Source organism: Photobacterium swingsii, from assembly GCF_024346715.1.
Classification (GTDB): domain Bacteria; phylum Pseudomonadota; class Gammaproteobacteria; order Enterobacterales; family Vibrionaceae; genus Photobacterium; species Photobacterium swingsii.
In genome coordinates this window covers 895,456-921,352 of record NZ_AP024853.1, presented here as the reverse complement: position 1 = coordinate 921,352, position 25,897 = coordinate 895,456, and the positions used below count along the sequence as shown (strand labels likewise).

Sequence of the window (25,897 nt, the reverse complement as noted above, 5' to 3'; positions counted from 1 at the left end):
ATTTATATCACTCAGTTTGAGTGGTGATAAGCACAGTAAGGTTGGCTGATGAATACAATGAGGAAAGTGCTGGTACCTGTTATTGTTTTTTCAAGTTTTGGACTTCAAGCAATGACGTTTGATCAGTTATCTAAAAGCCTTGATGAATCAACGCAAGTGATTGATTGCCGATCGAGTAATTACTATAACGGTTGGCCTGAAATCGGTGCTAAGCAAGGAGGACATTATCCTGGTGCTGTTAACTTAGATGCTCAATGGCTAGGGATGATTGAAGACTCAGCGTTTAAACAGTTGTTGGTGGATAAACAACTGAAGGTCGATCAGCCAACCTATCTATATTGTGCTCAAGCAGATAGCCAGAGAGTGGAAAAGGCACTGTTAAGTCAAGGGTTTAGATCGGTTAAAGCAATTGAAGAACCACTTTCAAATTATTCAGGTTCACTCACAGCTTTACCTCAATTCCAGCAGCTTGTGAGTCCTGAATGGGTGAAACAAGTGATTGATGGTCAGCAACCACTCTACGCCCCTAAAAAAGGGTATAAGTTAGTCGAGGTCGCATGGGGGCCACCAACTAAGTACCTAGTTTCACACATACCCACAGCCTTGTATTTGAATACCAATAACATTGAAACTAAACCGCTTTGGAATCGTGTAAGCAATGAAAAACTAACGACATTAATGCAAGATCTTGGTATTCGTTATGACACCACAGTGATCTTGTATGGGCGCGATAATATGGCCGCGGCGCGTGCAGCGAGCATAATGATGTACGCTGGTGTTGAAGATGTCCGCTTACTTAACGGAGGCTGGAAATCTTGGGTAAACGCTGGTTTTGCGTCTGAACCTATGCTGCAAAAAACCGATAAAGTGATGGATTTTGGCCGTGATATTCCTGCCAACCCAGAGCTGATTATTGATATGGCTGAAGCGAAAGCTATTCTCGATGGCGCTCCTCAAAATAACTCGTTGGTGAGTATCCGTAGTTGGGATGAGTACTTAGGTAAGATCAGTGGGTACCATTACATCAAACCGAAAGGGCGCATACCGGGGGCGAAGTGGGGGCATGGCGGTAGTGATGCCAATAGTCTTGAGGATTTCCGTAACCCTGATGACACCATGAAAAGTGCTGATGAGATTGAGCATTTTTGGCATCAATGGGAAATCGATCGTGACCAGAAAGTATCTTTCTACTGTGGTACAGGTTGGCGGGCATCAGAAACGTTTTTCTATGCTTATGTGATGGGCTGGAAAGACATTAGCGTTTACGATGGCGGTTGGTATGAATGGAGTGGTATTAAAACCAATCCAACCTTAGTTGGCCCTGCGTAATAGCGATTTTAATAGGATTAGCACATTCTCTTCGGGAGAGAAACTTCGCATTGCGAAGTGGGTAGCGGGCATATTCGCCCGCTATTTTTATGCTTATTAATCGTGCCAAGTCTTTTGTTCGGGGCGATATTGAGTAGCTAGTGGCAGATGGTAGGGCGTTGTAAGGTTATCTGGTTACTGCCGCTGGCTTTAATGCCCATGCAAATGCATCGGCAAAATATTGTTTGCCATTTTCTGGGATCACTTGACCATGCGCCAAAATAATACGGTCGAATGGCCAAGTTAAGATCTCTTGTAGTGATTGGCGTAAACGCGTTTTATCGTGAAAGGATAAACGCCAATACAGCGGCATTGCTGGCTTAGAGTAACAGCCGTTCAATAAAGCCAAGCCAATCGATAATGGGTGAGTGCTATCTTTCATCCAAGCCAGCGCATCACCTACTATTAAGGTGTGCGATTGCGGATCGCAAAATACCACTTCTTCCATTTTATCACTGCCCCTAATCAGGGTTTGTAATAGCTGATTGCGCCATAGCGAGGGGGTTGTGGCACTTAGGGCATTATCAAATATTAAGTCAGACCGTTTTTGCTGTAATCCTGGCGGTGCAAAAAAGTAAGCATTGGGGTAGGCGAGCCACCATTCTGAAAGAAACAGGTGATGGTTATGGTTCGGTGTCAGTATTGCGTGTACTTTGCCTAACTTACTCAGTGACAGTTGAAGTTTGGTTGTGAGTTGAATAGGGGAATGAATCAGTAGTTTCTGATCCTTCAGTCGAATAACGGTCATACGGGCACCAACAGGAATACCGCTCACATTGAGCGGCATATCTTGGTACCAAAGGCGCTCATTAGCCCATTCTATCAAGTGGTCATCCTTAACCTTATTTGTGGTCTAAAGGGGTACTAGAACCCCATTAATCCAAGTAAACTTTCTGCTGTTTCAATCGCTTGCTGACGATTGGCAATGTTGAGTTTTTGGTACAAATTGCGAATGTGAGTTTTGATGGTTGTCGATGCGACATCTAGCTCAGATGCAATTTGTTCATTGCTGTAACCTGTGTAGATTAAGCCTAATACCTGCCATTCCCGTTGGGTTAACGGGCTAGTACGTACTAACTCAGGTACATCAGGCAAAGTCAGTAACTTGTCGACAAAGCTTTCATCAAAATGCACAGAGCGATTGCGCTCTTTACTCGTCATTTCACGCAGTAATTGTTGTGCTCGGTGAAGTTCCAGTTCGCTGAGCTGGCGTGTGTCGACTAACTCTTTAAGCAAATCACAAATGGTATTGGCTTCACAGAGGAAGTTGCCAATCATGCCTGTGCTGTTCGTGAGTTTTAATGCATCTTTTAGATACGCTAGCGCAGTCTCACGCTCATTTTGGTATTTGCTCAATACCGCTTGTACCACAAGGTTTCGATTTTTGTCTGTGACTAAATTGTACTTTTCCGCATCTTCTTGCAAAGACAGTAATATTTCATGTGCTTGGTCATACTCACCTAGTGTCAAGTGAGTGCGAGCAATATTACGCCACTGTAGTTGTTGGAAGTGGTTGCAAGCGCCCTCAGGTCGTTCTGCTTGCTTTAACCATTTCGCTAAACTTTGGGTATCGTCTTTAGCTTGCCAGTAAAGAATATTGGCAAAATCAGCATTAGCACGCCAGTCGATGTGATACTCAGAACGTTCAACTAAGCTGTTACACAGTTCAAGGTAGCGTGCGCCTTTGTCTAATTCGCCGCGGGTAATCGCAATACGTGCCAGCATCGAATAGGCGTGTAATGATTTGGTTTCATCAAAGGGTGCTAATACTTCTAAGCTCTTGTGGGCGCACTCTTCTGCTTCTTCTAAGCGGTTCCAACACCATAGAATTTGTGCGCGTAACCGGAGTAAGAACTCATGCAGCGGCACTTGTTGCAGGTGTTGCTCTTTTACCAGTTTAAAGGCTTGATCTAATAATTCGTAAGCCGATTGAATGTAGCCTTGAGCGACTAAGATCTCACTCTGTTGCAGCAGTGCCCACAATGCTTGGTGATAAACATGGTACTGGCGCGCCATTTTTTCTGTCTGCTGCATCATAGGTAATGCACGGCTTAGGTTACCTAAGCAGTGGTGGACCTCACCGACTACCGATGTTGCAACAATTCGGCTGCGGTAAGTCGTTGAAGGCAATTGACCTAGCGCTTGTTCTGATAATAGCAAAGCGTCTTCGGGTTTAGATTGGTTGATCGCAACCTGCGCCAGTAAGGCGTTAAACTCACCTTGTAGCGCATCATCTAGCTCAATGCTGTGCTTGCTTAATTGTGTCTTGGTTTCATTGATCAGTTCACCGACATCATTATAACGGTGCTGACTTTGAGCAAGCCATGCACGTAGTAATGCAAGACGGGGGGAGGAGAACAATTTATCAGCGGTTAGAGAGGCAATGGAGTCTTCAAGTAACTTCAGCTCACCATGGTGATACATGTTCCAGCCGTAATCGGTAAGTACCTCAACAATCAGGTCTTGGTTTTCACTTTTTAAGGCATGGATTAATGCTTGTTGTGGGCTTTTTTGTTTTAACCACGCGTAAGCAGCCTGTGTGTGTAACTCTGTACGTTGCTGTGGGATCTGGGAATAACGTTGGTGACGTAAGAATTCTGCAAATAAGTTATGGAAGCGATACCAGTTATCGTTACTTTCTAACGTGTTTAAGAATAAGCCGAAGCGATTTAACGATTCCAGCATAGATAACGCATCACTACGCCCTGTTAAGTCCGTCACTAACTGGGCATTGAAAATGTCTAATACTGAACATTGTAATAAGAACTGCTGAGTATCACGATCGAGTTGGTCAAAGACCTCCTCGGCTAGGTAATCCCATAAGTGGCTACGGTTGAAACTCGCCATTGATTCGGCAGATTCAGCTAAGTTGTTGGGCTTTTGCTGGGCGTGCAGTGCGATAAGCTGTAGTGCAGATGGCCAACCTTCAACTTGCTCACGCAGTGAATTGAGCACAGTGAGCTCAATGTCTTCACTGACCCGTTTTTGGAAGAAGCGTTCTGTTTCTTCTTGGTCAAATGCCAAATGTTCATTGTCGACTTCAATTAATAAGTCGCGTACGCGCAAGTTTGCAGTACTAAGCGGCGGTTGCGTTCGGCTCGTGACCACAAGAGTAATGCAATCTGGCATGTGTTTAAGGAAAAAACGCATACCATCATGAATGTCATCGTTGTTGATGACATGATAGTCATCGAGCACTAAATAGGTTTGTTCATGGTATTCTGCAATTTCGCCGAAAAGCTCACTAAAAAGGGTGGATAAGCATGCAAATTGGCGTCTTTCAGCCATAGATTGCGTTTTTAAACATGCCCCGTTTGTTGCTTTATTGATAGATTGCAAGAAGTAATTGGCAAAGCGAAACGTATCGTTATCGCTCTCATCAATATTCAACCAGCCTGTATGCGGATGATCGTTTAGCCATTGAGCAGCCATAGTGGTTTTACCGTAACCCGCTGGAGAGCGGAAAAGTACAAGACGGTAAAATGGCGCTTGATTAAGACGATCCAGCAAGCGTGGACGGAGAATGGCATTGTGAAGACGTGCCGGGCGCGTTAGTTTCGATGGTATCCACATAGTTCTTTTGTCTAATCCGTTGTTTCAACTCTGAATATGACCAAAGTATAATTTTTGTTATGAGAGAAGGTGATGTAACAACCTTTCACTTCCTTGATCTTTTATTCTCATTAGGCACTAAAATCATGCCTCAAATGAATAGGGTGGCATTTGATCTTGCCCAATACTTTACCTAGCAAAAGGGCAATGTAACCAGAACATCGCCTTCTCATCCCTTGATTTATGAACTAAATCACAAATATACGAATTCAAATAGAATAATCATCATCCAGCTGCACGCGAAAATTAGCCGTTAAATTGTGAATCATGTTGCATTAATTTTCACTAGATGATGTTCTCTCCCCCCTGAACTTTGGTTTGAGTCACAAAAAGTACGCGCTTAACTAACCTACGCCCCTCCTCCTCCTCCCTCTAGTCCAAAAATTCAGGAGGATGCTTTTGCTAGGGATAACAGGCAGCATAGATTCCAGTTGAGATAATCTTAGAGAGAGAACGAACCATGACAACACGTGGTCAAGCACAACAATTTGATAAAGCACAATTTAAAGCTTCAGTAGAGAAGCATTTACTGACGACGTACGCGAAAACCAAAGAGACAGCAGATGCTCGTAGTTGGTACTTAGCGGTAGGTAAGGCTCTAGCTGAAATCAGCACAGGTAGCCTACTTGAGACTGAAAAGCACGTTGCTGAGCAAAATGTACGTAGCGTTAACTATCTTTCTTTAGAGTTTCTAATTGGTCGCCTAACAGGTAACAACTTAATCAGCATGGGTCTGTACGACGAAGTCAGCGCCGCAGTTGAAGAGTTAGGCCTTAATTTAACTGATCTGCTAGAAGAAGAACGCGATCCAGCACTCGGTAATGGTGGCCTTGGCCGCTTGGCTGCGTGTTTTATGGATTCACTGGCAGCACAAGAATTTCCAGCTGTAGGCTATGGCCTGCACTACGAGTACGGTTTATTCCGTCAATCATTTGAAGATGGCCATCAAGTAGAAGCGCCTGACGCTTGGCGTGGTATTGAAGGTTACCCTTGGGAAGTTGTTCGTCCTGAGCTTGGTCAATCAGTGGGTCTATTTGGCCATGTTGAAACCTTCATTAACGAACAAGGTGAATCATGCCGCCGCTGGGTTCCTGCAATGAACCTTGACGGTGTGGCATGGGATCTACCAATTGTTGGTTACGACAATAAAAGCGTTTACCCACTGCGTTTATGGGAATGTCGTTCGCCAGCCCCATTCAATTTAGCGCGTTTTAACGATGGTGACTACGTAGGTGCTCAGTACGGTCAGCTAGAAGCCGGCAACGTGACTAAAGTACTTTACCCAAATGACAATCACGACCAAGGTAAAATGCTGCGCCTAATGCAACAGTACTTCCACTGTGCATGTTCGGTTGGTGATATTCTTCGTCGCCACGAAGCGGCGGGTCACAGCATTGAAGATCTTGCGAAGCTTGAAACCATTCAACTTAACGATACCCACCCAACGATTGCGATTCCTGAACTTATGCGCGTCTTGATTGATGAGCACCAATTAGGTTGGGATGCTGCGTGGGCAATTTCTTCAAAAGTCTTTGCGTACACTAACCACACGTTACTACCTGAAGCGTTGGAAACATGGAGCGAAAAACTGATCGCTGACATGCTGCCACGTCACATGGAAATCATTTTTGAAATCAACCACCGCTTTATGTTGGAAGTTGAAGCAAAATGGCCGGGCAATAATGAAGTGAAGCGTAAGCTTTCTATCATTCAAGAAGGTCCACACCGCATGGTACGCATGGCAAACCTATGTGTAGTGAGCACTTACGCTGTGAATGGTGTTGCGGCACTTCACTCTGAATTGGTTAAGCGTGACCTGTTCCCTGAGTTCAACGAACTGTTCCCTGGTCGCTTACAAAATGTAACTAACGGCGTAACACCACGTCGTTGGTTGAAATTCTGTAACCCAGGACTGACTGAACTAGTTAACGAAAAAGTAGGCAAAGATTGGCCTGCAAACTTAGAAAAACTGTCTGGTCTGGCTAAATTTGCCGAAGACAAAGCGTTCCAAAAACGCTACATGGCAGTGAAGAAAGATAATAAACAACGTCTGGCTGACTGGGTTCTGGATAACATGGATATCGAGCTTGATACCAATGCTATCTTCGATGTTCAAATCAAGCGTCTGCACGAGTACAAACGTCAGCACTTGAACCTGCTACATATCTTAGCGTTATACCATCGCTTAGTGAACGATCCGACATTTGATATGCACCCTCGTGTATTTATCTTTGCAGCAAAAGCAGCACCGGGTTACGCACTCGCGAAAGACATTATCTTTGCTATCAACAAAGTGGCAGAGAAAGTAAATAACGACCCACGCCTTGGCGGCAAACTGAAGGTGGTCTTCATTCCTGATTACCGCGTAAGCCTAGCTGAAATTATCATTCCAGCGGCAGATGTGTCAGAGCAGATTTCGACTGCCGGCCTAGAAGCTTCTGGTACAGGTAACATGAAGATGGCGCTAAACGGTGCATTAACGGTTGGTACTATGGACGGCGCAAACGTTGAGATCCGCGAAGAAGTGGGCGATGAAAACATCTTTATCTTCGGTCTATTAGTAGACGAAGTATTGAAACTAAAACAAGAAGGGTATGACCCTTACCGCTATTACCATGCAGATAGTCTGTTACGTGCAGCACTTGATGTATTGGAAACCGATGAATTCACACCGGGTAACCCAGGTCAACTGGCTGCGATTCGTCAAAACCTACTTGAAGGTGGCGATCAGTACCTTGTCTTAGCTGACTTTGCTGATTACGTAAAAGCGCAAGCTCGCATTGATGCTGAATACCGTGACCAAGCTACATGGGCACGTAAAGCGATTCTGAATACAGCACTCGTAGGTAAGTTCAGTTCTGACCGTAGTATTCGTGACTACGTGAATAACATCTGGAAACTAAAAGCGGTGAAGCGTTAATCATATTCAGTGATTGACAATCTGGGTTAACAAACCTTTTTATCAGCAAAAATTAAACATCGTAGCGGCTCTTGGGCCGCTAACGGAGAGAACGATGAAAGACAATCAAGCATTAAAACAAGTTGCTGAAATGGTGGGAATTGCCGACAGCTACGTCAGCGCTTGGGGTGATGAAGCTAAAGTAAAAGACGAAACCATTCGACGTTTACTGATGGCTTTAGGCTACGACACTAAGAACGACGAAGCATTGCTCGAATCGGCACGCAAAAAACACCGCCCAGATGTACTTGCACCTGTAAAAGTGGTACGTAGCGGTGAAGCAATGCACATCGCTTTACAGTTGGGGGCTAGCGCACGTGTTAGCGACTTTAGCTGGCGCTTAACTACTGAGCAAGGTGAGGTGATGGAAGGCTGGTTGCAGTCTCAGCTAGTGAAAGACGACCGTGAAGATGGAGGGGAACTAACATTCGCCTTACCTGATGATCTTGCATGGGGTTACCACAAGCTAGAGTTGTTCCGTAAACGCCGTAAATCACCGTTTGAAATGACTTTGATTGTGACACCAAAATCTTGCTACAAGCAGGAAGATCTCCTTAACGAGAAAAAACTTTGGGGTACCAGCGTTCAACTATACTCAGTGCGCACTAACCATAACTGGGGTATTGGTGACTTTGGTGATCTGAAACAATTAGTGGCAGACATTGCTGCGCGTGGTGGTGATTTTGTAGGCCTAAACCCAATCCATTCATTGTTTCCTGCGAACCCTGAAGGGGCGAGTCCATATAGCCCATCTTCTCGTCGTTGGTTAAACCTAATGTACATTGACGTTAGCTCGGTTGCTGAGTTTGCGCAGTGTAATGAAGCTCAGCAGCTTGTTGGCAGCCCTGAGTTTCAGCAACGCTTAGTGGAAGCGCGTGAAACCAATTGGGTGAACTACAGTGAAGTCTCTTGCTTGAAGATGGCTGTACTTCCACTGTTGTTCGATACCTTTGTTGAACGCCACATTAATAATAAAACAGCGCGTGCTGATAACTTCTTGAAGTTTGTTGAAGAAGGCGGTGAAAGTTTACTTCACCAAGCAGCTTTTGATGCATTACATGCACACTTGAAGAAGCAAGATGATAATACTTGGGGTTGGCCTGTTTTCCCTGAAGAATATCGTCACTTTGATAATGCAGCCGTTAAAGCCTTTATCAAAGAGCATAATAAAGACGTTCAGCTATTCATGTACCTTCAGTGGTTGGCTGATAGCCAATTAGCAGAAGTGAATGAGCTGGCTGAAGAAAAAGGCATGGTGATGGGGCTTTACCGTGACTTAGCGGTTGGTGTTTGTGATTCAGGTGCTGAGACATGGGCTGACCATGGCGCACTCTGCCAAGATGTAAGCATTGGTGCGCCACCGGATATCTTAGGCCCTCTAGGTCAAAACTGGGGCTTACCGCCACTGAATCCGCAAGTGCTACAAGAACTATCATACGAACCGTTTGTGCAGCTATTACGTGCCAATATGCGTAACTGTGGTGCATTACGTATTGACCACGTATTGGGCTTGCTACGCTTATGGTGGATTCCAAAAGGTGAATCGGCAACGGAAGGGGCGTACATGTACTACCCAGTTGAAGATATGATGTCGATCCTTGCTCTAGAATCACACCGTTACCAATGTACTGTTATTGGTGAAGATTTAGGAACAGTGCCAGACGAGATTGTTGATCAACTTTCTGATGCTGGGATCCATTCGTACAAGGTATTTTTCTTCGAAACAGCGGAAGATGGTGGCTACTATTCACCAAGCCATTACCCGAGCCAATCGATGGCAACACTATGTACACACGATATGCCAACCCTACGCGGTTTTTGGCATTGCGATGACCTGAAAATGGGTCAAGAGCTGGGTTTATACCCAGACGCAGAGCAACTCAGTGGTTTATTTGACAGCCGAGCTGAAAGTAAGCAAAAAATCCTTGATAGTTTGAGCTGGCACGGTTACCTTCCTCAAGGTGTTGGGCATAATGCTGCATATGTACCTATGGACCGTTCGTTAAGTGAAGGCATGCAACTTCACCTTGCTGCGAGCGCTAGTGCATTGTTAAGCCTACAACTGGAAGACTGGTTGGAAATGGATAAACCAGTCAATATTCCAGGAACGGTGAATGAATATCCAAATTGGCGTCGTAAGCTTTCTACTACTTTGGACGATCTATTTACCCGCCAGGACATCATTGACCTGACTCGTCGTTTAACAGAAACACGAGCAAAAGCTAGTCCAAACAAAAATCAGGAGTAATGCGTTGGACACCACCCAAGTGACCCGCAGTGATAAGGAATATTTGCAGCTCGAAAGAGCTGCATTCTCAGATCCGTTTTCGTTTCTCGGCCCACAATATGATGCAAACGGTATTGCCTTAAGGGTATGGATACCAGGTGCAGAAAGCGTAACCGTAGAGCTACAAAATGGTCAGAAGTATCCATTAACCCGTGAAGCCGATAGCGGCTTCATTTTGACTGGTGACATGGATTTAACCACTGCTTATTATCAGTTACACATCAGCTGGCCGAAAGGTGAGCAAACGATTCATGACCCTTACCAATTTCATTCTATTTTACCTGCAGGTGATGCACTGACTACACCATCGCAAATGCATTGCGAAATGGGGGCTCAGCTAATTACCTTGCAACAAGGCAATACGCCAGTTGCTGGCGTGCGCTTTTTGGTATTTGCACCGCATGCATCCGCTGTGAGTGTGGTGGGTGAGTTTAATGCGTGGGATGGCCGTCGTCATCCACTTCAACGTCTGGATGATGGCTTGTGGGGTTTGTTTATCCCAGATTTAAAAGAAGGCACGCAGTATAAATTTGAATTAAAAGACAGCCAAGGAAATGGTTTACCGCACAAAGCAGACCCTTGGGGCTATGCGTCAGAGCAGTACCCGTCTTTTTCATCACAAGTTTACGATCAATCTCGTTACCAATGGCAAGATAAGCAGTGGCAGCAACGCCCTGTAACAGCAAAGCATCAAGAAGCGCTGTCTTTTTATGAACTGCATGCGGGTTCTTGGCGTCGTAATGAGCAGGGTGAGTTTTTAACTTACCGCGAATTGGCAGCAACACTGATCCCGTATATTGTCGATATGGGTTACACCCACATTGAGCTAATGCCAGTATCAGAGCATCCATTCTATGGTTCATGGGGTTACCAGCCGATTGGTTTGTTCTCACCAACCAGCCGTTTTGGTTCGCCAGATGATTTCAAATACTTTGTTGATCAATGCCACCAAGCTGGTATTGGGATCGTTCTTGATTGGGTGCCTGCGCACTTCCCATCGGATGATCACGGTTTAGCTAACTTTGATGGTACAGCACTGTATAACGATCCTGATCCTCGTCGTGGTTGGCACCAAGATTGGCAAAGCTACATTTACGATTACGGTCGTGATCATGTTCGTCGTTTCTTAGTCTCTAATGCTTTATTCTGGTTTGAGCATTACCACATTGATGGTTTACGTGTCGATGCTGTTGCATCCATGCTGTACCTTGATTACTCGCGTGAGCATGATCAGTGGATCCCGAACCATGATGGTGGCAATGAGAACTACGATGCCATTAGCTTATTGCGTTGGATGAATGAAGAAGTTTACCGTCATTATCCAAATGCAATGACTATCGCTGAAGAATCTACGGCCTTCCCTGGGGTATCAAAACCAACAGATATGGGCGGTTTAGGGTTCGGATTCAAATGGAACATGGGTTGGATGCACGATAGTTTATCGTACATGCAAGAAGAGCCTATTAATCGTAAGTATCATCACGATACTATTACTTTCCCGCTGGTTTATGCATTCAGTGAAAACTATGTATTATCTTTATCACACGATGAAGTGGTATATGGCAAAGGCTCACTATTGGATAAAATGCCGGGCGATGAATGGCAGAAAACGGCGAATTTACGGGCATATCTCGGTTATATGTATGGCCAGCCGGGTAAAAAACTGAACTTCATGGGGGCGGAAATTGCTCAAAGTGCTGAATGGGCACATGAAGGTCAACTCGAGTGGCATTGGTTAGAGTATCCACGCCATAGCGGCACACAAGCGCTAGTGCGTGATTTGAATAAGATGTATACCTCAGTGCCTGCATTGTACGAGCAAGATTGTTCGCCAGAAGGTTTTGAGTGGCGTTTAATGGATGATGCAGAGCAAAGTATTCTTGCTCATGAGCGTTTTGCATTAAATGGCGATAAAGTCTTAGTTATATCAAACTTCACCCCTGTTCCACGATTGGGTTACACCTTAGGTGTTCCTCAAACAGGGCAATATGAATTGCTGATCAACACAGATAGTAAAGCATATTGGGGCAGTGGCGTTGCTGTAAATTCAGTGATCCCAACGCAAGCTGTGAGTTCACATGGACTGGATAATTCCATTGTTATTGATTTACCGCCACTTTCAACTGTGTTCTTATCATTCAAGAAATAAATCATAACAATTAAAGTATTCAAGCTCGTAATCTTATTGCGAGCTTTTTTATTATTAATCATAAACCTGCCCAATACTTCTTTTTTAAAGTAAATATTTACTCACTGGTCAAACCTTCATTGTAATTGTATTATTCGCACCATGAATGCCTTGGTTTATTGTCCTCTTATAATCGACTAGTGTTCAATTATTGCTGTGTCTAGCTCTAATTCACTAACCGTGGCTATATTGACTAATTAATCTGCTGAATATTAATGCACTTTACTTGGTAATATTATGAGTAATAGTGGAATTTTCACGTAAGTAAAAACTATTAAAAACAACATCTTCTACCAGATTTCAATGCGGTATCTGAAGGTGAGTGTTATTTTTGTCGAGATGAAATTTTGAAAACACCCGCTGCTGTCTTGCTGTTGGCCGCATTATTTGCGCCAACAACATTTGCACAACAATCTTATTTCCCTATTTGGGGCGATGAAGCTGAAAAATTGGGTTACACATTACCGAAGCCTTACGGTATTTCTGTATCTTACATGGATATGAGTAACCCGATCACTGTTGAAAGCATTAAGTTAACTGGTGCGCCTATGCTTGATGCGATTGATGTCGACGCAAGAAATGCCACTTTCACAGGATCTAACGTTACTGTTCGTGGTGATGTGTGGGTTTTTCCGTTTATGAATGTTTACGGCATCATTGGTTACACTCAGGGTGAGAGTAAGGCCAAAATTAATTCAGTAAGCTGCGATGCGAGCAAATTAGGCGGTCCTAATTTACTTTGCAGCGTGATTAATCTTGTTGGTGATAAGCTGCCAGCAAACACCATGTTTAACCTAGAAATGGATGGTGGTACATACGGTATCGGCACAACGCTGGCTGGTGGTGTTGGTAATTGGTTCGGTTTGCTTGATATGAACTACACCTACACCAGTATTTCAGCGATAGAAGGGGATATTCGTACTTTTGTTGCTGCGCCACGTGTCGGTTACCGCTGGGAGTACGAGGGGGGGCGTGAACTGCGAGTTTTCACCGGTGTTATGTATCAAAAAGTGGATCAGTTTTTATCGGGCGATATAGCAAGCCTAGGGTTGCCATCAAGTGTTGTAGCCATTGCAGATAAGATTGCGAATGATGCGGGTAACGACAGTGCAGGGTTCGAAGTTAGCCAGCATGCCAACAGTAATTGGAATAATGTGGTTGGGATGCAATATGCCTTCAATCGCGACTGGGATGTATTAGTCGAGGCTGGCTTTGGTGCACGTGAATCTTTATTTATCGCCCTTGGCCGACGATTTTAAGTGAGTGAACAATGAAAAAAACACTCGCATTATTGCTTGCAGCGACCTGCTCATTACCTACATACGCTGAAGATAAAGAACCGACAACCTACGAACGTTATCAAGCCTGGTTGAATCAGATGTTGCTTGAGTTGGGCGCAGACGGCCAATTTAACCCTGAGAAAGGGGTCGATTGGAGTGTGATGCCTGGGCCGTTTTACACACCTGAAAAACAATTCGGTGTGGGGATATCAGCGGTTGGTCTCTATAAGCCGGATCTTGACGATACCGTGACGCAGCCTAGTTCCGTTACGTTAAATGGATTTGGTTCTATTAATGGTGCTTATGGCCTGTCATTTAGTAACACCAACTACCTTGCTCATGATAAATACCGCTTATTTATTGATGCTGAACTGATGGATTCTCCCGACGTCTTTTACGGTATAGGGATGGACGCAGGCTTGAATAATGGCCGCGTTGATTACACACGTAGAACTTATGCAGCGTCCGTTAAGGGTCTGTTACAGGTAATGTCGTACACTTATGTGGGCTTAGGGGTAGAGTTTTCGAAAAACGAAGCGTCAAAGGCGGAAATTGATGACCCCGACAAGCCATGGATTGGGCATACGTTAGCTGAATTCCCTGATAAGCAATTCAGCGCAGGTGTGACCATGTCTTTAGTTTACGATTCGCGTGACTTTGCTTTAAATGCCTCGCAAGGACATTTGCTTAAATTGGATTACACCCACTTTAGCCAAGCATTGGGATCCGATCATGAGTTCGATCGTGTTGCGCTGAATTACAGTGATTATTACTCGCCGCAATCTTTTGATGGTGTTATCGCATGGCAGGCATTGCTTGAAGCTAACTTTGGTGACGTGAGTTGGGACCAGATGGCTCTGCTTGGGGGCGCGAGTGCACTGCGTGGCTATGAACAAGGGCATTACCGTGACCGAAATATGCTGCTGTCGCAAGTCGAGTATCGTCAACCTCTGAGTGGTCGACATGGCATGGTGTATTGGGTTGGGGCTGGCACATTGTCTAACCAGCTTGATGAGTTAGGACAGGAAAAGTGGTTAACAACGGTTGGTGTGGGTTACCGCTTTGAAATTAAAGAGCGGGTCAATTTACGGCTAGATATGGGCTTTGGTAACGGCGAAAGCGGTTTTTACTTTGCAATAAATGAAGCATTTTAATCAGTAATGATAAATTTTAGTTTGAAGCCACTGCTGAGCTTAGCACTGTGTGCAGTACTCAGTGGTTGTGCAACTGAGGCGTGGCAGATTCATGCAACGCCTTCTGAATCACAGGTTCAAACCATACTGTCTGGCGGAGAAATCCGCCAAGAAGAGTGGTTGATAACGCCGTCGCAATTGCCTGATTTGTCTGTACCTGACAATGTACGCCCTTGTTGTGCGTTTGGTGATATGCAGAAGGTGAGGCTAGGCCCTGTACCGCTCCCATTTTTTCGCTTAAACAATGTTGTTAGCCTCGATGAGGTTGGTCCGCATAAGTTTGCAAGTGGAATCTACCACTATACACCGGCTTCAGCATCAGCATCTGGTATTACAGGTAGTGAAAATAATGGGCTGCTTTATACCACGCAAGGTGGCTTCATCGACTTAGCACATGTACGTGATACCGCCGATGATACTATGGGTTTATTTTTTGAAATGTTGCTCCATTTAGGCACTACGCATCGGATCGAGCTACCTGCAGAACTTGGCCCGCGTTATGTTGAAATGAAAGCGTTTGATGTGTCTGGGTTTACTGATTCTCAAAAGTGGCTGATAGCGGCCAATATGGCTGCGCGTATTGCTTATTTCAAAGCGGAATCGCATGAAATTGCTCAATGGCATGGCTACAGTAGTTTCTCTCAATGGCCTGAAACGATTTCTGCCTATTCGCCCGAAGATTTGTACTCCAATATGTTAGGGGCAAAGTTGTCACTAGCGTTGATTGAACAACACAAGATGTTGAATGAAACCGAGTATAACCAGAATCTGACACTGTGGATTGCCGCAAGCTTAAAGCAGCTTGGGGCTGTCAGCACCGAGCAGGCCCAGCTCGCGTTAGCGGCTGTTGATGGCCAGTGGTGGGATTCGACAGAATCGATTCCTAGCAAATATATGATATTAAAACGCCATTACACCATGGGTGATCATCAAGTGCCCCATGTGTTAGGGACGAAAGGTGGCGATAAGGATGTAGTGGCAGGCGATATGCTTAAAAACATGGTCGCTGATGCCGACACTAATGGTAACAGTGAAGAGCAGCAAAACCGACACGCTTTACTTGCTCACATTGAACCGACAGCCTTGTCGTTAGCCAGTGAAGTAGAAGGGATTCAGTTAGATGATATTGCTCGCTTAGTACTGGAAGTTGATGAAGACTATGCCGATACGTTTTCTCATGTCCCGCCAGCATTGTGGAAACATCGCATCGAGCATACTCATTTTCAACAGATTGCTGATTATGCCCAGCAACTAGATGAACAAGATTTACTTCAACTAAGGCAGTCTAATGACCAATAGCCAGCAAAATACGTTAGGTATGCGATTTAAGCCACTGAATAGCTCAACCAAAAAGTGGGTAATGGCTGTGTGCCTGATCGCTGGCTTAGCGGGATGTGGGACGACCAATTATTACGATGCACTTACCACGCAAGACATAGTGCCTCCAACTGATAACCAAGCGACTCACCGTGAGATAGGTGTGACCGAAGGTAAAGCAACGCGTCCCCGCTTAGCGATTGCATTTGGAGGTGGTGCAGCTCGCGGTATGATGCATCTTGGAGTAATGAAAGCGCTTGATGAAGCAGGGATAAAAGCAGATCTTGTAACGGGCACGTCCGTTGGTTCTATCGCTGCGGTGCTTTATAGCAGCAAGGATTACGATGAAATTGAAAAGATCATGTATTCTTTTGCTGAACATGAAATTGCGGACTTTAATGTTTCGAAACAAGGCCTAATTAAAGGTAGAGCGTTAGCTAAGTGGCTCAATAAACAAGTGGATTATGAGGATGTTGAAGATCTTCCGATTCCTACTGGCATCATAGCAACCAACCTAACAACTAAACGCACCGTGATGTTCACGCATGGTGATATTGGTCGTGCTGTACAAACGTCATCGAGCGTGCCTGGTGTGTTTGTTCCCGTTCAAAATAATAACGATATTTTGGTTGATGGTGGTGTATTGTCCCCCGTACCTGTTTACGCCGCTCGCCAGATGAAAGCGGATATTGTTATTGGGATTGATGTATTTTGTAGTCAGCCTCCACCCTTGACAGACAGTGCTGCGACTGTAATAGCCAATACGTATTGGCTGCAAAGTTGTGATGCTTCAAGCAAAGAAACGAATAGTGCTGATATTGTTGTCAGACCAACGCCATGGGATGACAGCTTGGTTAATTTTGGTAATAGACAAGACCGTGAAGCCGCAATGTCCGCTGGCTATCAAGCCATGCTGCCACATATTCCTCAGCTAAAGGCGTTGTTAAATAAGTTTGAGGGTACAGACAAATAGGCGGTTTAGTTGGATGTGAGTTAATTGTATTTGACGTTAATCTTTATTAATAAACGATCACCGGTTAGATACAAAACTAGCGAGAGCATGCGACGATTTTTCACATGTTTTTTTAATTTAAAAATAATATGGTTGATATTAAATCAATTAAATATTTCAAACTTACTTTGCACCATTAGTGACTTGTTTTTACTCGCATTTAGTATATAAAGTTGGACAAATGTCACAGTTTCGTCCTTTATGTGCAGGTTGTTGCTTATTTTTTATTTCTCTGCTGTGAATGGCAGAGGCCTGATCTGCTTGTAATAAACTTTATTCTTTAAGGGCTGGTAATGCATCAAACAACGCCGCTTCAAGATACCCGACCTCAGGGTAAAGAGCGTGAGTATTCCTCGTCGCTTAACCTTATTTCGACAACTGATCCGAAAAGTCATATTACGTACACGAATCAGCATTTTTGCGATGTAGCAGGTTACCAAGCTGAAGAGATGTATGGTGAACCTCATAACTTAGTGCGTCACCCGGATATGCCTAAAGCTGCTTTCGCTCAGCTATGGCAATACGTTCAGTCAGGTAAGAGCTGGATGGGGGTGGTAAAGAACAGCTGTAAAAATGGTGATCACTACTGGGTGTCAGCATTTGTAACTCCAATTACCGATGATAAAGGACAGATTGTTGAGTATCAATCGGTTCGAAGTCGCCCATTACGTGATGAGATTAACCGTGCGTCTGACATTTACAGCAAACTAAAACAGGATCAAAAAGCAGGTGTTGCCACACGTCCGCGTTTACGCCAAGGGCATTTGTTAAATGGCTTGTTGGTTGCGACTTTAGGTCTGGCGGCTTACCAAATGTTTGCTTCTGATTATAGTCTTGCTTCTGTTGGTATGATGGCAATCTCGTCGCTAGCATTGGGTTTATCAGGCATTATGGGCAAGCGTCAAGCGGCAATCAATGAACTTGCAGCTAAGGCTTACGATAATCCATTGATGGAAGCTGTTTATACCGGTCGTAAAGATGACTATTCTGCGGTTGAATTAGCGTTGCGTATGCGTCAAGCAGAGCTTCGTGCCATTGTTGGCCGTGCCAGTGAAACCTCGGCAGATATTCTGATTTCAGCTGAAGATGAACGCGCTAACTCACAAGAAATAAAAACCAATTTGGCACGTCAAACACAAGCCACAGAACATGTTGGTGTCGCGATGGGACAGATGTCGACTTCTATTCGTGAAGTTGCGGAGAGCGCAGCCCAAGCCTCGGAGCTTACTTCACAAGCACAGTCTATGTCGGAAGATGGGCAGCAACGTGTGCAGCAAACCATTGATTCTGTACAAGCACTACACAGTGAATTGGATAATTCTAAGCAAGTGATTAATGCGCTATCCGATAGTAGTCGCCAAATTGAAAGTATTCTGGATGTGATTGGTTCTATTGCTGATCAAACTAATTTGCTTGCACTTAACGCGGCCATTGAAGCAGCGCGTGCGGGTGAAGCTGGTCGCGGTTTTGCGGTTGTTGCTGATGAAGTCCGTTCTCTGGCACAAAAGACACAAACATCGACGGAAGAAATTCAAACGATGATCACTAACTTGCAGCAAACAGCAGAGCAGGCTGTGACTGCCGTTGAGCGTGGTGGTGATTTATCTGAACAATGTCGTGCCCAAGCGCTAGAAACGGGCGATCAACTGAGTCAAATTAATGAGATGCTCAATCGTGTGACGGATAATAGCCATCAAATTGCTGCAGCAGTAGAGGAGCAAGCGGGTGTGTCAGATGATATTGGGCGTAACGTCGAGCAAATTAACGAGTTGTCTTTTGCTACTTCTTCTGTGAGTGATAGGGCTGTTGAAAGTACCCAACGCTTGGTTGAGCGATTAGAAGGGCTGAGCCGCTTGATGAAACAGTTCCAACGTTAAGTTTCTTGCTACGTGAATACAACTAACGAGCCTCAGTGTTATTGCACTGAGGCTTTTTATTTTGTACCGCCATTTAGCCGTAATACTCAATATCTCCCATTAAGTCCTATAGTTATCAGTTAACATATATGTGATAACTATAGAACTCAATGTCCAGGCTTCGGCCAAGTATTTACTAGATATTTCAGCAGCATAATAAGGGATATTATGACCCAAAAGGTATTGGTGCTTTTTGCACATCCTTCTCAGCATCGTTCTGAGGTTAATCTTCCCCTTTTTGACGTGGCAAAGCAGGTGGATGGTGTAACAACTGTCGACTTATATGCTGAGTATCCCACGTTCAATATCAATATAGATCGAGAACAAAAGCGTTTACGCGAGCATGATGTGATCATCTTTCAGTTTCCACTCTATTGGTACTCTACACCAGCAATTTTAAAAGAATGGCAAGACTTAGTGTTGGAATACACATTTGCTTATGGAACTGGCGGTGATGCTTTAGTGGGCAAGACATTTTTCTGTTCGCTGACTGCCGGTGCAAAAGTAGATGCTTACCGTGCCGAAGGCTACAACCATTTTACAATTCGCCAATTACTGTATCCACTTGAGCAAATGGCAAGTCTAACGGGGATGCATTACCTTCCTCCCTTTTGTTTGTTTGGCTCGCGTACTGCGCTTGAGGAGAAACGGATTGATGCGCACCTTGCTGAATGGCGGAATCTACTGCAGCTATGCGTCGCAGGTGATATTGATCGTGAACACGCAGCCCAGTTCGAGAAACTCAATCACTATCTAGGTGATGATCAATTTAAGATGGAGGTGGCGAAATGACCAGTATCTTTCTGCAAGCCTTCATCTATCTCGCCGCAGCCGTTATCGCAGTGCCTGTTGCTAAGCGCTTGGGGTTAGGCTCGGTATTGGGCTATCTGATCGCGGGTGTAGTGATTGGCCCTATTATAGGTTTAGTCGGTGAAGAGACGACAACTATTCAGCACTTTGCTGAGTTTGGTGTGGTCATGATGTTGTTTTTGGTTGGCCTCGAACTTGAACCGAAAATGCTATGGGCGATGCGAAATCGCCTTATGGGATTAGGTGGCTTACAAGTTGGAGGAACGGCCGCAGTTGTGATGGGAGCTGCGCTGTACTTTGGGCAACCTTGGACGATAGCGTTGACGATAGGTTTAATCTTCGCACTGTCTTCAACAGCCATTGTGCTGCAAACCTTTAGTGAAAAAGGATTAAGCAAAACCGAGGGCGGCCAGAATGCCTTCTCGGTATTACTCTTTCAAGATATCGCCGTTATTCCTATGTTGGCGTTTATTCCGCTGTTGGCTATGCCGGATCTGGTGGCGCAAGCACAGTCAGCCGTAACTACAGCTGCTGAACACCATGACGAACTGAGTTTAGTTGCTGGCCTTCCTGGTTGGGCGTATGGCTTAGTGATCACAGGCTCTATTATCGCAGTGGTGGTTGGTGGACACTATTTGAGTCGTCCACTGTTTCGTTTTGTTGCTAGCTCAGGCTTGCGGGAAATTTTTACAGCGACTGCGCTAATGTTGGTGATTGGTATTGCCGCCTTAATGAGCCTAGTGGGTCTATCGCCAGCGTTGGGGACCTTCCTTGCAGGGGTTGTGCTTGCCAACAGTGAATTTAGGCATGAACTTGAGTCTAATATTGATCCGTTCAAAGGGTTGTTGCTTGGCCTGTTCTTTATCACGGTCGGGGCTGGGATTAATTTCTCGGTATTGTTTAATGATTTTGTCGTTATCATCGCATTAACCTTGGCTGTCATGGTTGTGAAAGCCTTGGTGCTTTACAGCCTTGCACTGATTTTCAAAATCAAAGGTAGCGATCGCTGGCTATTTACATTGAGTCTTGCGCAAGCGGGTGAATTTGGTTTTGTGCTATTGAGTTTCTCGCTGCAAAATCATGTTATCCCTGCTGATATTGCTCAAACACTATCGTTGGTGGTTGCGCTATCTATGTTCTTAACACCGGGCTTGTTTATTCTATTCGATAAAGTCATTTTACCGCGTTTTGAAAAGACCTCGAATGATCGTGAAATGGATGTGATAGACGATCAAGGTACGGTGATCATTGCAGGGATAGGGCGTTTTGGTCAGATCGTAAATCGTTTATTGATTTCTAATGGTGTGAAAACGGTAGTGTTGGATCATCAAGCCAATCAAATTGATGTTGTGCGTTCTTTTGGCGCAAAAGCCTTTTATGGTGATGCGACTCGTCCTGACTTATTACATACGGCAGGTATTGAGCATGCGGCGGCTTTGGTTATAGCGATTGATGATCATGAGCACAGTGTCGAGTTGGTGAAATACGTTAAACATACCTACCCGAAAGTAAAAATTATAACTCGCGCTTTCGACCGTGGACATGGCTACCTTCTACGACAGGCAGGGGCGGATATTATTGAATCAGAAACCTACCACTCTGCACTGGAAATTGGCGGGCATGCCATGAAAACACTTGGTCTGCATCCTTTCTTTGTTGAGCAGCAAAAAAACACCTATAAGCGGGTAGAAGAGCGTAAATCCGACAAGCTCTATGCTGTATGGGAGGATGACTCTGAAAGCGAACGGTTTGATAATCACTATCGTGAACTCTTCATTCGCCTTGAAGAAGTCATGGCAGAAGAAATGAAAGTTGACCGTAGTGATAAACATGCTCGTTCTGAACGTGGCTGGACGCCGCCACCAAAAGGTTATGCCGACGGTTTAGAGGATGACGAGCAGCCTCAAGTGAACTAACTGATCGTGTAAGCAAACGAATCAAACACCGCCTCTAATGGCGGTGTTTGTGATTGGGCTTTATAAATTTCACGATAAATAATTGTGATTTAACTAAGGGAAATAAACGCGGCTGATAGGGCGAAGTTGGTGTTTCTTTAATCTAGTGTGATGTTTTAGGGTGCTATATTGTTAATAAATTGATTTTTTATACGATATACAGTGATTTGTATAACAAAATAAAGGTTGTAGTATAAAGTCTACTAAAACAACCAGTTAAGTCACAGATATTGTCTGTTTCCTCTTTAGAATTGCTCTTTCAACTTTTCTTCAGAGGAAGTGACCGTGGAAAACCGTTCATCACTTATCGATAAAAGAAAAGGTATTCGCCTGCCGTCTTTTGGCGAAGCCGTGTTTCTACTTTCATTCATCACTATATCTTTGATTATTGGCATCATGGTTTTTCATCTTGATGTCCATATTTTGCTGATTATTGCAGTGGTTCTCACCATGTTACTTTGCTGGCGTTGTGGTTATAACCTCGATCAGCAAATTGAGATCATGGGTAATAGTTTAAAAAATGCCACGGGCGCTATGTTTGCCTTTTTGCTTATCGGCATGATCATCGGTGTCTGGATTTTGGCTGGTACAATTCCAGCCTTGATCTACTACGGGCTAGATATTGTTTCCCCCGCACTCTTTTTACCTGCTGGCTTTTTAGTCTGTTGTGGCATCACCTATGCCACGGGGACCAACTGGGGTGCAGCTTCTACCATAGGTGTCGCGCTCATCGGCATGGGGATCAGCTTAGGTGTGCCGTTACCTGTGATTGCTGGCATGATCATTTCAGGCGGTGTGTTTGGTGTTAATTTATCGCCACTTTCTGATGTCACGATTTTATCGTCGGCGACAGCAGGAACCACAGTGAGTGATCACTTAAAAGCGGTCAGTAAAGTTAACCGCATCGTATTAGTATTATCTGCTGCCGCTTATTATTTTATGGGCGCGTATTATGCGGGTTCAGAAACGGGTGGGACTGAACATATTGTTGAGCTACAACATGTCCTCAGCCAAACCTTTGATATGAATCCTTTGGTATTAGCACCCATTGTGATCACCTTGGCGATGACTTTCGCCAAAATACCCTCTCAAGTAGCCTTGTTTTGCGGCATTATCGCCGGCGGTCTGGTGGCTGCTGTTGTACAAAGTAATAGTCTACATGACATTTTTGCAGCGCTTAACTACGGCTTTACTCACACTACGGGTCATGAACTGGCTGATACCTTGCTGGTCCGTGGCGGTATTCAAAGCATGATGTGGACTTTCTCGTTGGCGTTTATTGCTCTTTGTATGGGCGGCTTACTTGAGAAAGCACATTTTCTTACTGTGATGCTTGAGAAGATCCTTCCCAAGCTTAAAAGTAACGTCAGTTTGGTGTTCACCACGTTGTGCACCTGTGTACTGGGTAACGTTACAACCAGCGAAGTCTACCTATCGATGATCCTTAACGGGTCCCTTTACAAAGAGGTATATGCACAACGTGGTTTTAAGCCTGAAATGCTTAGTCGTTTGCTGAGTGAAGGGTCAATGACATCAGGTATGTTATTACCATGGACAACTGCAGGGGCATTTATGACGGCGACGCTAGGGGTTAGCCCATTAGTCTATGCGCCTTATGCTGTGTATGTGTGGCTTACACCTATTATCTCTCTGTTGCTCGTTGGCATGGGGCGTACGCTTATTAAGTACGAACCCGCACAAGGCTACAGTGTGCCTAAAGACATTACAAACTGATTGGGGGCGACCATGTTGAACTTATTTGCAGCGGCGCCTCTCGCGCTTAATCGACAGCAAGATAAAAAAGTCACAATAACCAGCTGCGCGCTTTGTGGTGGCGGTTGCCAGTTAAAAGTTATCGAGTCTTTTGATGGCAGTCAGAAAATCATGGGGGATAGTGATGATCCCGTGTCGCAAGGTCAGTTATGCCGTAAAGGGTGTAACGCATTAGCAATCATGAACCATCCCGATCGCCTAACACAGCCATTAATGCGAATTGGTCAGCGAGGAGATGGGCATTGGCAAGCGGTGAGTTGGCAAGAGGCGATTAATTATACGGCTGAGCGTTTAGCGCAAACTCAGCAACAGTGGGGCGATAACAGTGTTTTTCTGGCTTATGGGCATTCGAAAGACTTTATCAATACCCAGTTATTACGACTTGCCAATGGCATGAATACAGCCAATATTGTCGGCCCTGAAACTGTCTGCTGGGCTCCAACAAAACTGGGCCGTGAATATACATTAGGTTATAGCCCAAGTCATGATATCAATGAACAAACCCAGTGCATCATGTTTTGGGGAGTTAACAAGTATCACACGCGTTTTAGTGAGGTCAAAACCTTAAAACGAGCCCTTAAAGCGGGTTCTAGCTCAATCTGCATTGATCCACAAAAAACGAAGCATGCTCAGCAGGCCGATCTGTGGTTACGTGTTGCACCAGGAGCAGACCTGTCCCTAGGGCTGGCGATGCTTAAAGTGATTATTGAAGAGGATCTTTATGATCATGATTTTGTCGCCAATTGGTGTGTAGGCTTTGAATGGCTTCAGCAGCAGCTTAGTTGTTATTCATTTGAGCGTTTGGCACAAGATGCACAATTAGAGATAAGCCAAATTCAGGCTGCAGCACGAACCTATGCGCAAGCTAAGCCTGCGGTAATAGTAAGTGGTAATGCGCTCGATCATAACAGTGACAGTTTTCAAGTGAATCGAGTGATTGCCATCTTGATGGCGATTACAGGTAACGTCGATGTCCCTGGCGGACAATTTCATAATCAAGAGGCTTCTTTGATAACAGGTCGCTGGCCTTACGATGATCAAGAAGTCAATGCCTTGTCACAAGTCGAGCGAGATCAAAGTGCAGGTACGCCAGTTATCCCTGAGTATTTCAGGGCGACGAATCAAGGGATCACTGATGCTATTTTGCATAATGAGCAAAACCCAGTGAAAGCAGGCTTTGTGGTTGGTGCGAATCCATTATTAAGTTGGCCAGATACCCGTAAAGTGCATCAGGCGCTTAAAGCATTAGACTTTCTTGCTGTGTCAGAGTTATTTATGACGCCAACAGCGATGATGGCTGATATCGTTTTTCCTGCGGCAAGTTTTATGGAATACGAAGGTTTAACTCAAGGTAATGATGGTGCGATTCGTTATCAACCTAAGTTGGGACAAGTGGGGGATGCGAAACCCGATCATCAGATTATTGCAGCTATCGGTGAGGCCTTGGGTGTCTTCGAAACGAAGCATGACAGGCTGTTAGAGCAAGACCCATTCAAGCACTTTCAAGATGAAGCGTATTGGAACCTATTCTTGCAGCCAAGTGGTGTGGATTTCACTGCATTAAAAGCAAAACAACGCTTGGTTTCCACACCACCTGTTAAGCAGTATCGTAAATATTTGCATCATGGGTTTCCAACGCCTAGTGGTAAGGTTGAGCTGTATAGCAAGGGATTGGTGCAGTTAGGTGCGGATCCATTGCCTGCGTTTAAGCCTATGCAAGCGGTTAAAAATTCACGCTATCCTTTGCTACTGACTACGGCCAAATCAAAACATTACATGTTCTCGCATGGTCGCCAAATAGCCGCGTTGCGTGATGCTCATCCTAATCCATTAGTGCGGCTTCATCCTGAAACAGCTTCTTCGTTTGGGCTTATTGAGGGTGACAGTGTACGTATAGAGGCAGAGAGTGGCCAAGCGATCTATCAGCAGTTGAAGCTAGATCCAGATCTTGCACTAAATGTCGTTGTTGCGGATTTAAGCTGGTGGTATCCGGAACTTGGGTACAACCGTTTAGGTGATGTTTTTGAATCTAACTACAATGTGTTAACCAACGGTGATGACGATGGGCGCGGATTAGGCGAAGCGGGTAGTTTTAATATCAACGGGATTAGGGTGAGGCTGAGTAAAGAGTGGGTGAGATAACGTCGTCTTATCTTGGTCTTTAAGAAACCGTGAAGAAATAAAACGCCCTTGGCTATGGTAAGCCAAGGGCGTTTTAAATGAAGCT

At 44.7% G+C, this 25,897-nt stretch carries 15 protein-coding genes; 13 read left to right on the top strand and 2 right to left on the bottom strand.

Translation table 11 applies throughout. From position 1 onward, the window contains the following. Window positions 1–48 precede the first annotated feature (48 nt). Window positions 49–1,329 carry a rhodanese-like domain-containing protein gene (locus OCU77_RS21455; protein ID WP_053111754.1) on the top strand — a complete coding sequence of 427 codons (1,281 nt, stop codon included), beginning with the start codon at window positions 49–51 and terminating at the stop codon, window positions 1,327–1,329. A 166-nt stretch (window positions 1,330–1,495) separates the two neighbouring features. Here the strand turns inward: OCU77_RS21455 and OCU77_RS21450 are convergent, their stop codons facing one another. Together OCU77_RS21450 and malT are read right to left on the bottom strand one after the other, a co-directional pair. Continuing rightward, window positions 1,496–2,194: a DUF4336 domain-containing protein gene (locus tag OCU77_RS21450; RefSeq protein WP_048897594.1), complete on the bottom strand. Its 699-nt coding sequence runs from the start codon at window positions 2,192–2,194 to the stop codon at window positions 1,496–1,498. Between the two features lie 38 nt (window positions 2,195–2,232). Next, the gene (gene malT / locus OCU77_RS21445) at window positions 2,233–4,941 is read right to left on the bottom strand and encodes an HTH-type transcriptional regulator MalT (protein WP_048897595.1); all 2,709 of its coding nucleotides are present in this window, start codon (window positions 4,939–4,941) and stop codon (window positions 2,233–2,235) included. A 499-nt stretch (window positions 4,942–5,440) separates the two neighbouring features. Between malT and OCU77_RS21440 the strand changes: the two genes are divergently transcribed. The 12 genes from OCU77_RS21440 (at window position 5,441) to OCU77_RS21385 (ending at window position 25,812) form a co-directional block, all read left to right on the top strand. After that, complete coding sequence (locus OCU77_RS21440) at window positions 5,441–7,900, top strand: glycogen/starch/alpha-glucan phosphorylase (RefSeq protein ID WP_048897596.1); 2,460 nt, start codon at window positions 5,441–5,443, stop codon at window positions 7,898–7,900. A 94-nt stretch (window positions 7,901–7,994) separates the two neighbouring features. Next, the gene (gene malQ / locus OCU77_RS21435) at window positions 7,995–10,187 is read left to right on the top strand and encodes a 4-alpha-glucanotransferase (RefSeq protein WP_048897597.1); all 2,193 of its coding nucleotides are present in this window, start codon (window positions 7,995–7,997) and stop codon (window positions 10,185–10,187) included. Window positions 10,188–10,191: 4 nt separating this feature from the next. Further along, window positions 10,192–12,375 carry a 1,4-alpha-glucan branching protein GlgB gene (gene glgB, locus OCU77_RS21430; RefSeq protein WP_162845615.1) on the top strand — a complete coding sequence of 728 codons (2,184 nt, stop codon included), beginning with the start codon at window positions 10,192–10,194 and terminating at the stop codon, window positions 12,373–12,375. A gap of 386 nt (window positions 12,376–12,761) precedes the next feature. After that, window positions 12,762–13,673, top strand: a complete 912-nt coding sequence (locus OCU77_RS21425) for a hypothetical protein (RefSeq protein ID WP_048897598.1) — start codon at window positions 12,762–12,764, stop codon at window positions 13,671–13,673. Between the two features lie 11 nt (window positions 13,674–13,684). Beyond that, a complete protein-coding gene (locus tag OCU77_RS21420) occupies window positions 13,685–14,848 on the top strand; it encodes a BamA/TamA family outer membrane protein (RefSeq protein ID WP_107302605.1) in 1,164 nt (387 codons plus the stop codon). A 6-nt stretch (window positions 14,849–14,854) separates the two neighbouring features. Beyond that, window positions 14,855–16,186 (top strand): DUF4056 domain-containing protein, encoded by a 1,332-nt coding sequence (locus OCU77_RS21415; RefSeq protein ID WP_084711706.1) that lies wholly within the window; start codon window positions 14,855–14,857, stop codon window positions 16,184–16,186. Continuing rightward, on the top strand, window positions 16,176–17,177 hold the full coding sequence (locus OCU77_RS21410) for a patatin-like phospholipase family protein (protein ID WP_048897599.1): 1,002 nt from the start codon (window positions 16,176–16,178) through the stop codon (window positions 17,175–17,177). The genes OCU77_RS21415 and OCU77_RS21410 overlap by 11 nt, the downstream gene beginning before the upstream one ends. 332 nt (window positions 17,178–17,509) lie before the next feature. Further along, a complete protein-coding gene (locus OCU77_RS21405) occupies window positions 17,510–19,093 on the top strand; it encodes a methyl-accepting chemotaxis protein (RefSeq protein ID WP_048897600.1) in 1,584 nt (527 codons plus the stop codon). Between the two features lie 207 nt (window positions 19,094–19,300). Next, window positions 19,301–19,924: an NAD(P)H-dependent oxidoreductase gene (locus tag OCU77_RS21400; protein ID WP_390624780.1), complete on the top strand. Its 624-nt coding sequence runs from the start codon at window positions 19,301–19,303 to the stop codon at window positions 19,922–19,924. After that, a complete protein-coding gene (locus OCU77_RS21395; RefSeq protein ID WP_107302607.1) occupies window positions 19,921–21,858 on the top strand; it encodes a monovalent cation:proton antiporter-2 (CPA2) family protein in 1,938 nt (645 codons plus the stop codon). Before OCU77_RS21400 ends, OCU77_RS21395 begins: the two co-directional genes overlap by 4 nt. Before the next feature lie 324 nt (window positions 21,859–22,182). After that, window positions 22,183–23,631: a Na+/H+ antiporter NhaC family protein gene (locus tag OCU77_RS21390; RefSeq protein WP_107302608.1), complete on the top strand. Its 1,449-nt coding sequence runs from the start codon at window positions 22,183–22,185 to the stop codon at window positions 23,629–23,631. A 12-nt stretch (window positions 23,632–23,643) separates the two neighbouring features. Then, entirely contained in the window at window positions 23,644–25,812 is a 2,169-nt protein-coding gene (locus tag OCU77_RS21385; protein WP_048897603.1) for a molybdopterin-containing oxidoreductase family protein, read from the top strand. The last annotated feature ends 85 nt before the right edge of the window (window positions 25,813–25,897 follow it).

What these genes read in the sequence shown, in the direction of transcription:
- OCU77_RS21395 (WP_107302607.1), top strand. Translation starts at nt 19,921, where the DNA reads ATGACCAGTATCTTTCTGCAAGCCTTCATCTATCTCGCCGCAGCCGTT.
- OCU77_RS21385 (WP_048897603.1), top strand. Translation starts at nt 23,644, where the DNA reads ATGTTGAACTTATTTGCAGCGGCGCCTCTCGCGCTTAATCGACAGCAA.
- OCU77_RS21405 (WP_048897600.1), top strand. Translation starts at nt 17,510, where the DNA reads ATGCATCAAACAACGCCGCTTCAAGATACCCGACCTCAGGGTAAAGAG.
- OCU77_RS21420 (WP_107302605.1), top strand. Translation starts at nt 13,685, where the DNA reads ATGAAAAAAACACTCGCATTATTGCTTGCAGCGACCTGCTCATTACCT.
- malQ (WP_048897597.1), top strand. Translation starts at nt 7,995, where the DNA reads ATGAAAGACAATCAAGCATTAAAACAAGTTGCTGAAATGGTGGGAATT.
- OCU77_RS21400 (WP_390624780.1), top strand. Translation starts at nt 19,301, where the DNA reads ATGACCCAAAAGGTATTGGTGCTTTTTGCACATCCTTCTCAGCATCGT.
- OCU77_RS21415 (WP_084711706.1), top strand. Translation starts at nt 14,855, where the DNA reads ATGATAAATTTTAGTTTGAAGCCACTGCTGAGCTTAGCACTGTGTGCA.
- malT (WP_048897595.1), bottom strand. Translation starts at nt 4,941, where the DNA reads ATGTGGATACCATCGAAACTAACGCGCCCGGCACGTCTTCACAATGCC.
- OCU77_RS21440 (WP_048897596.1), top strand. Translation starts at nt 5,441, where the DNA reads ATGACAACACGTGGTCAAGCACAACAATTTGATAAAGCACAATTTAAA.
- OCU77_RS21455 (WP_053111754.1), top strand. Translation starts at nt 49, where the DNA reads ATGAATACAATGAGGAAAGTGCTGGTACCTGTTATTGTTTTTTCAAGT.
- OCU77_RS21410 (WP_048897599.1), top strand. Translation starts at nt 16,176, where the DNA reads ATGACCAATAGCCAGCAAAATACGTTAGGTATGCGATTTAAGCCACTG.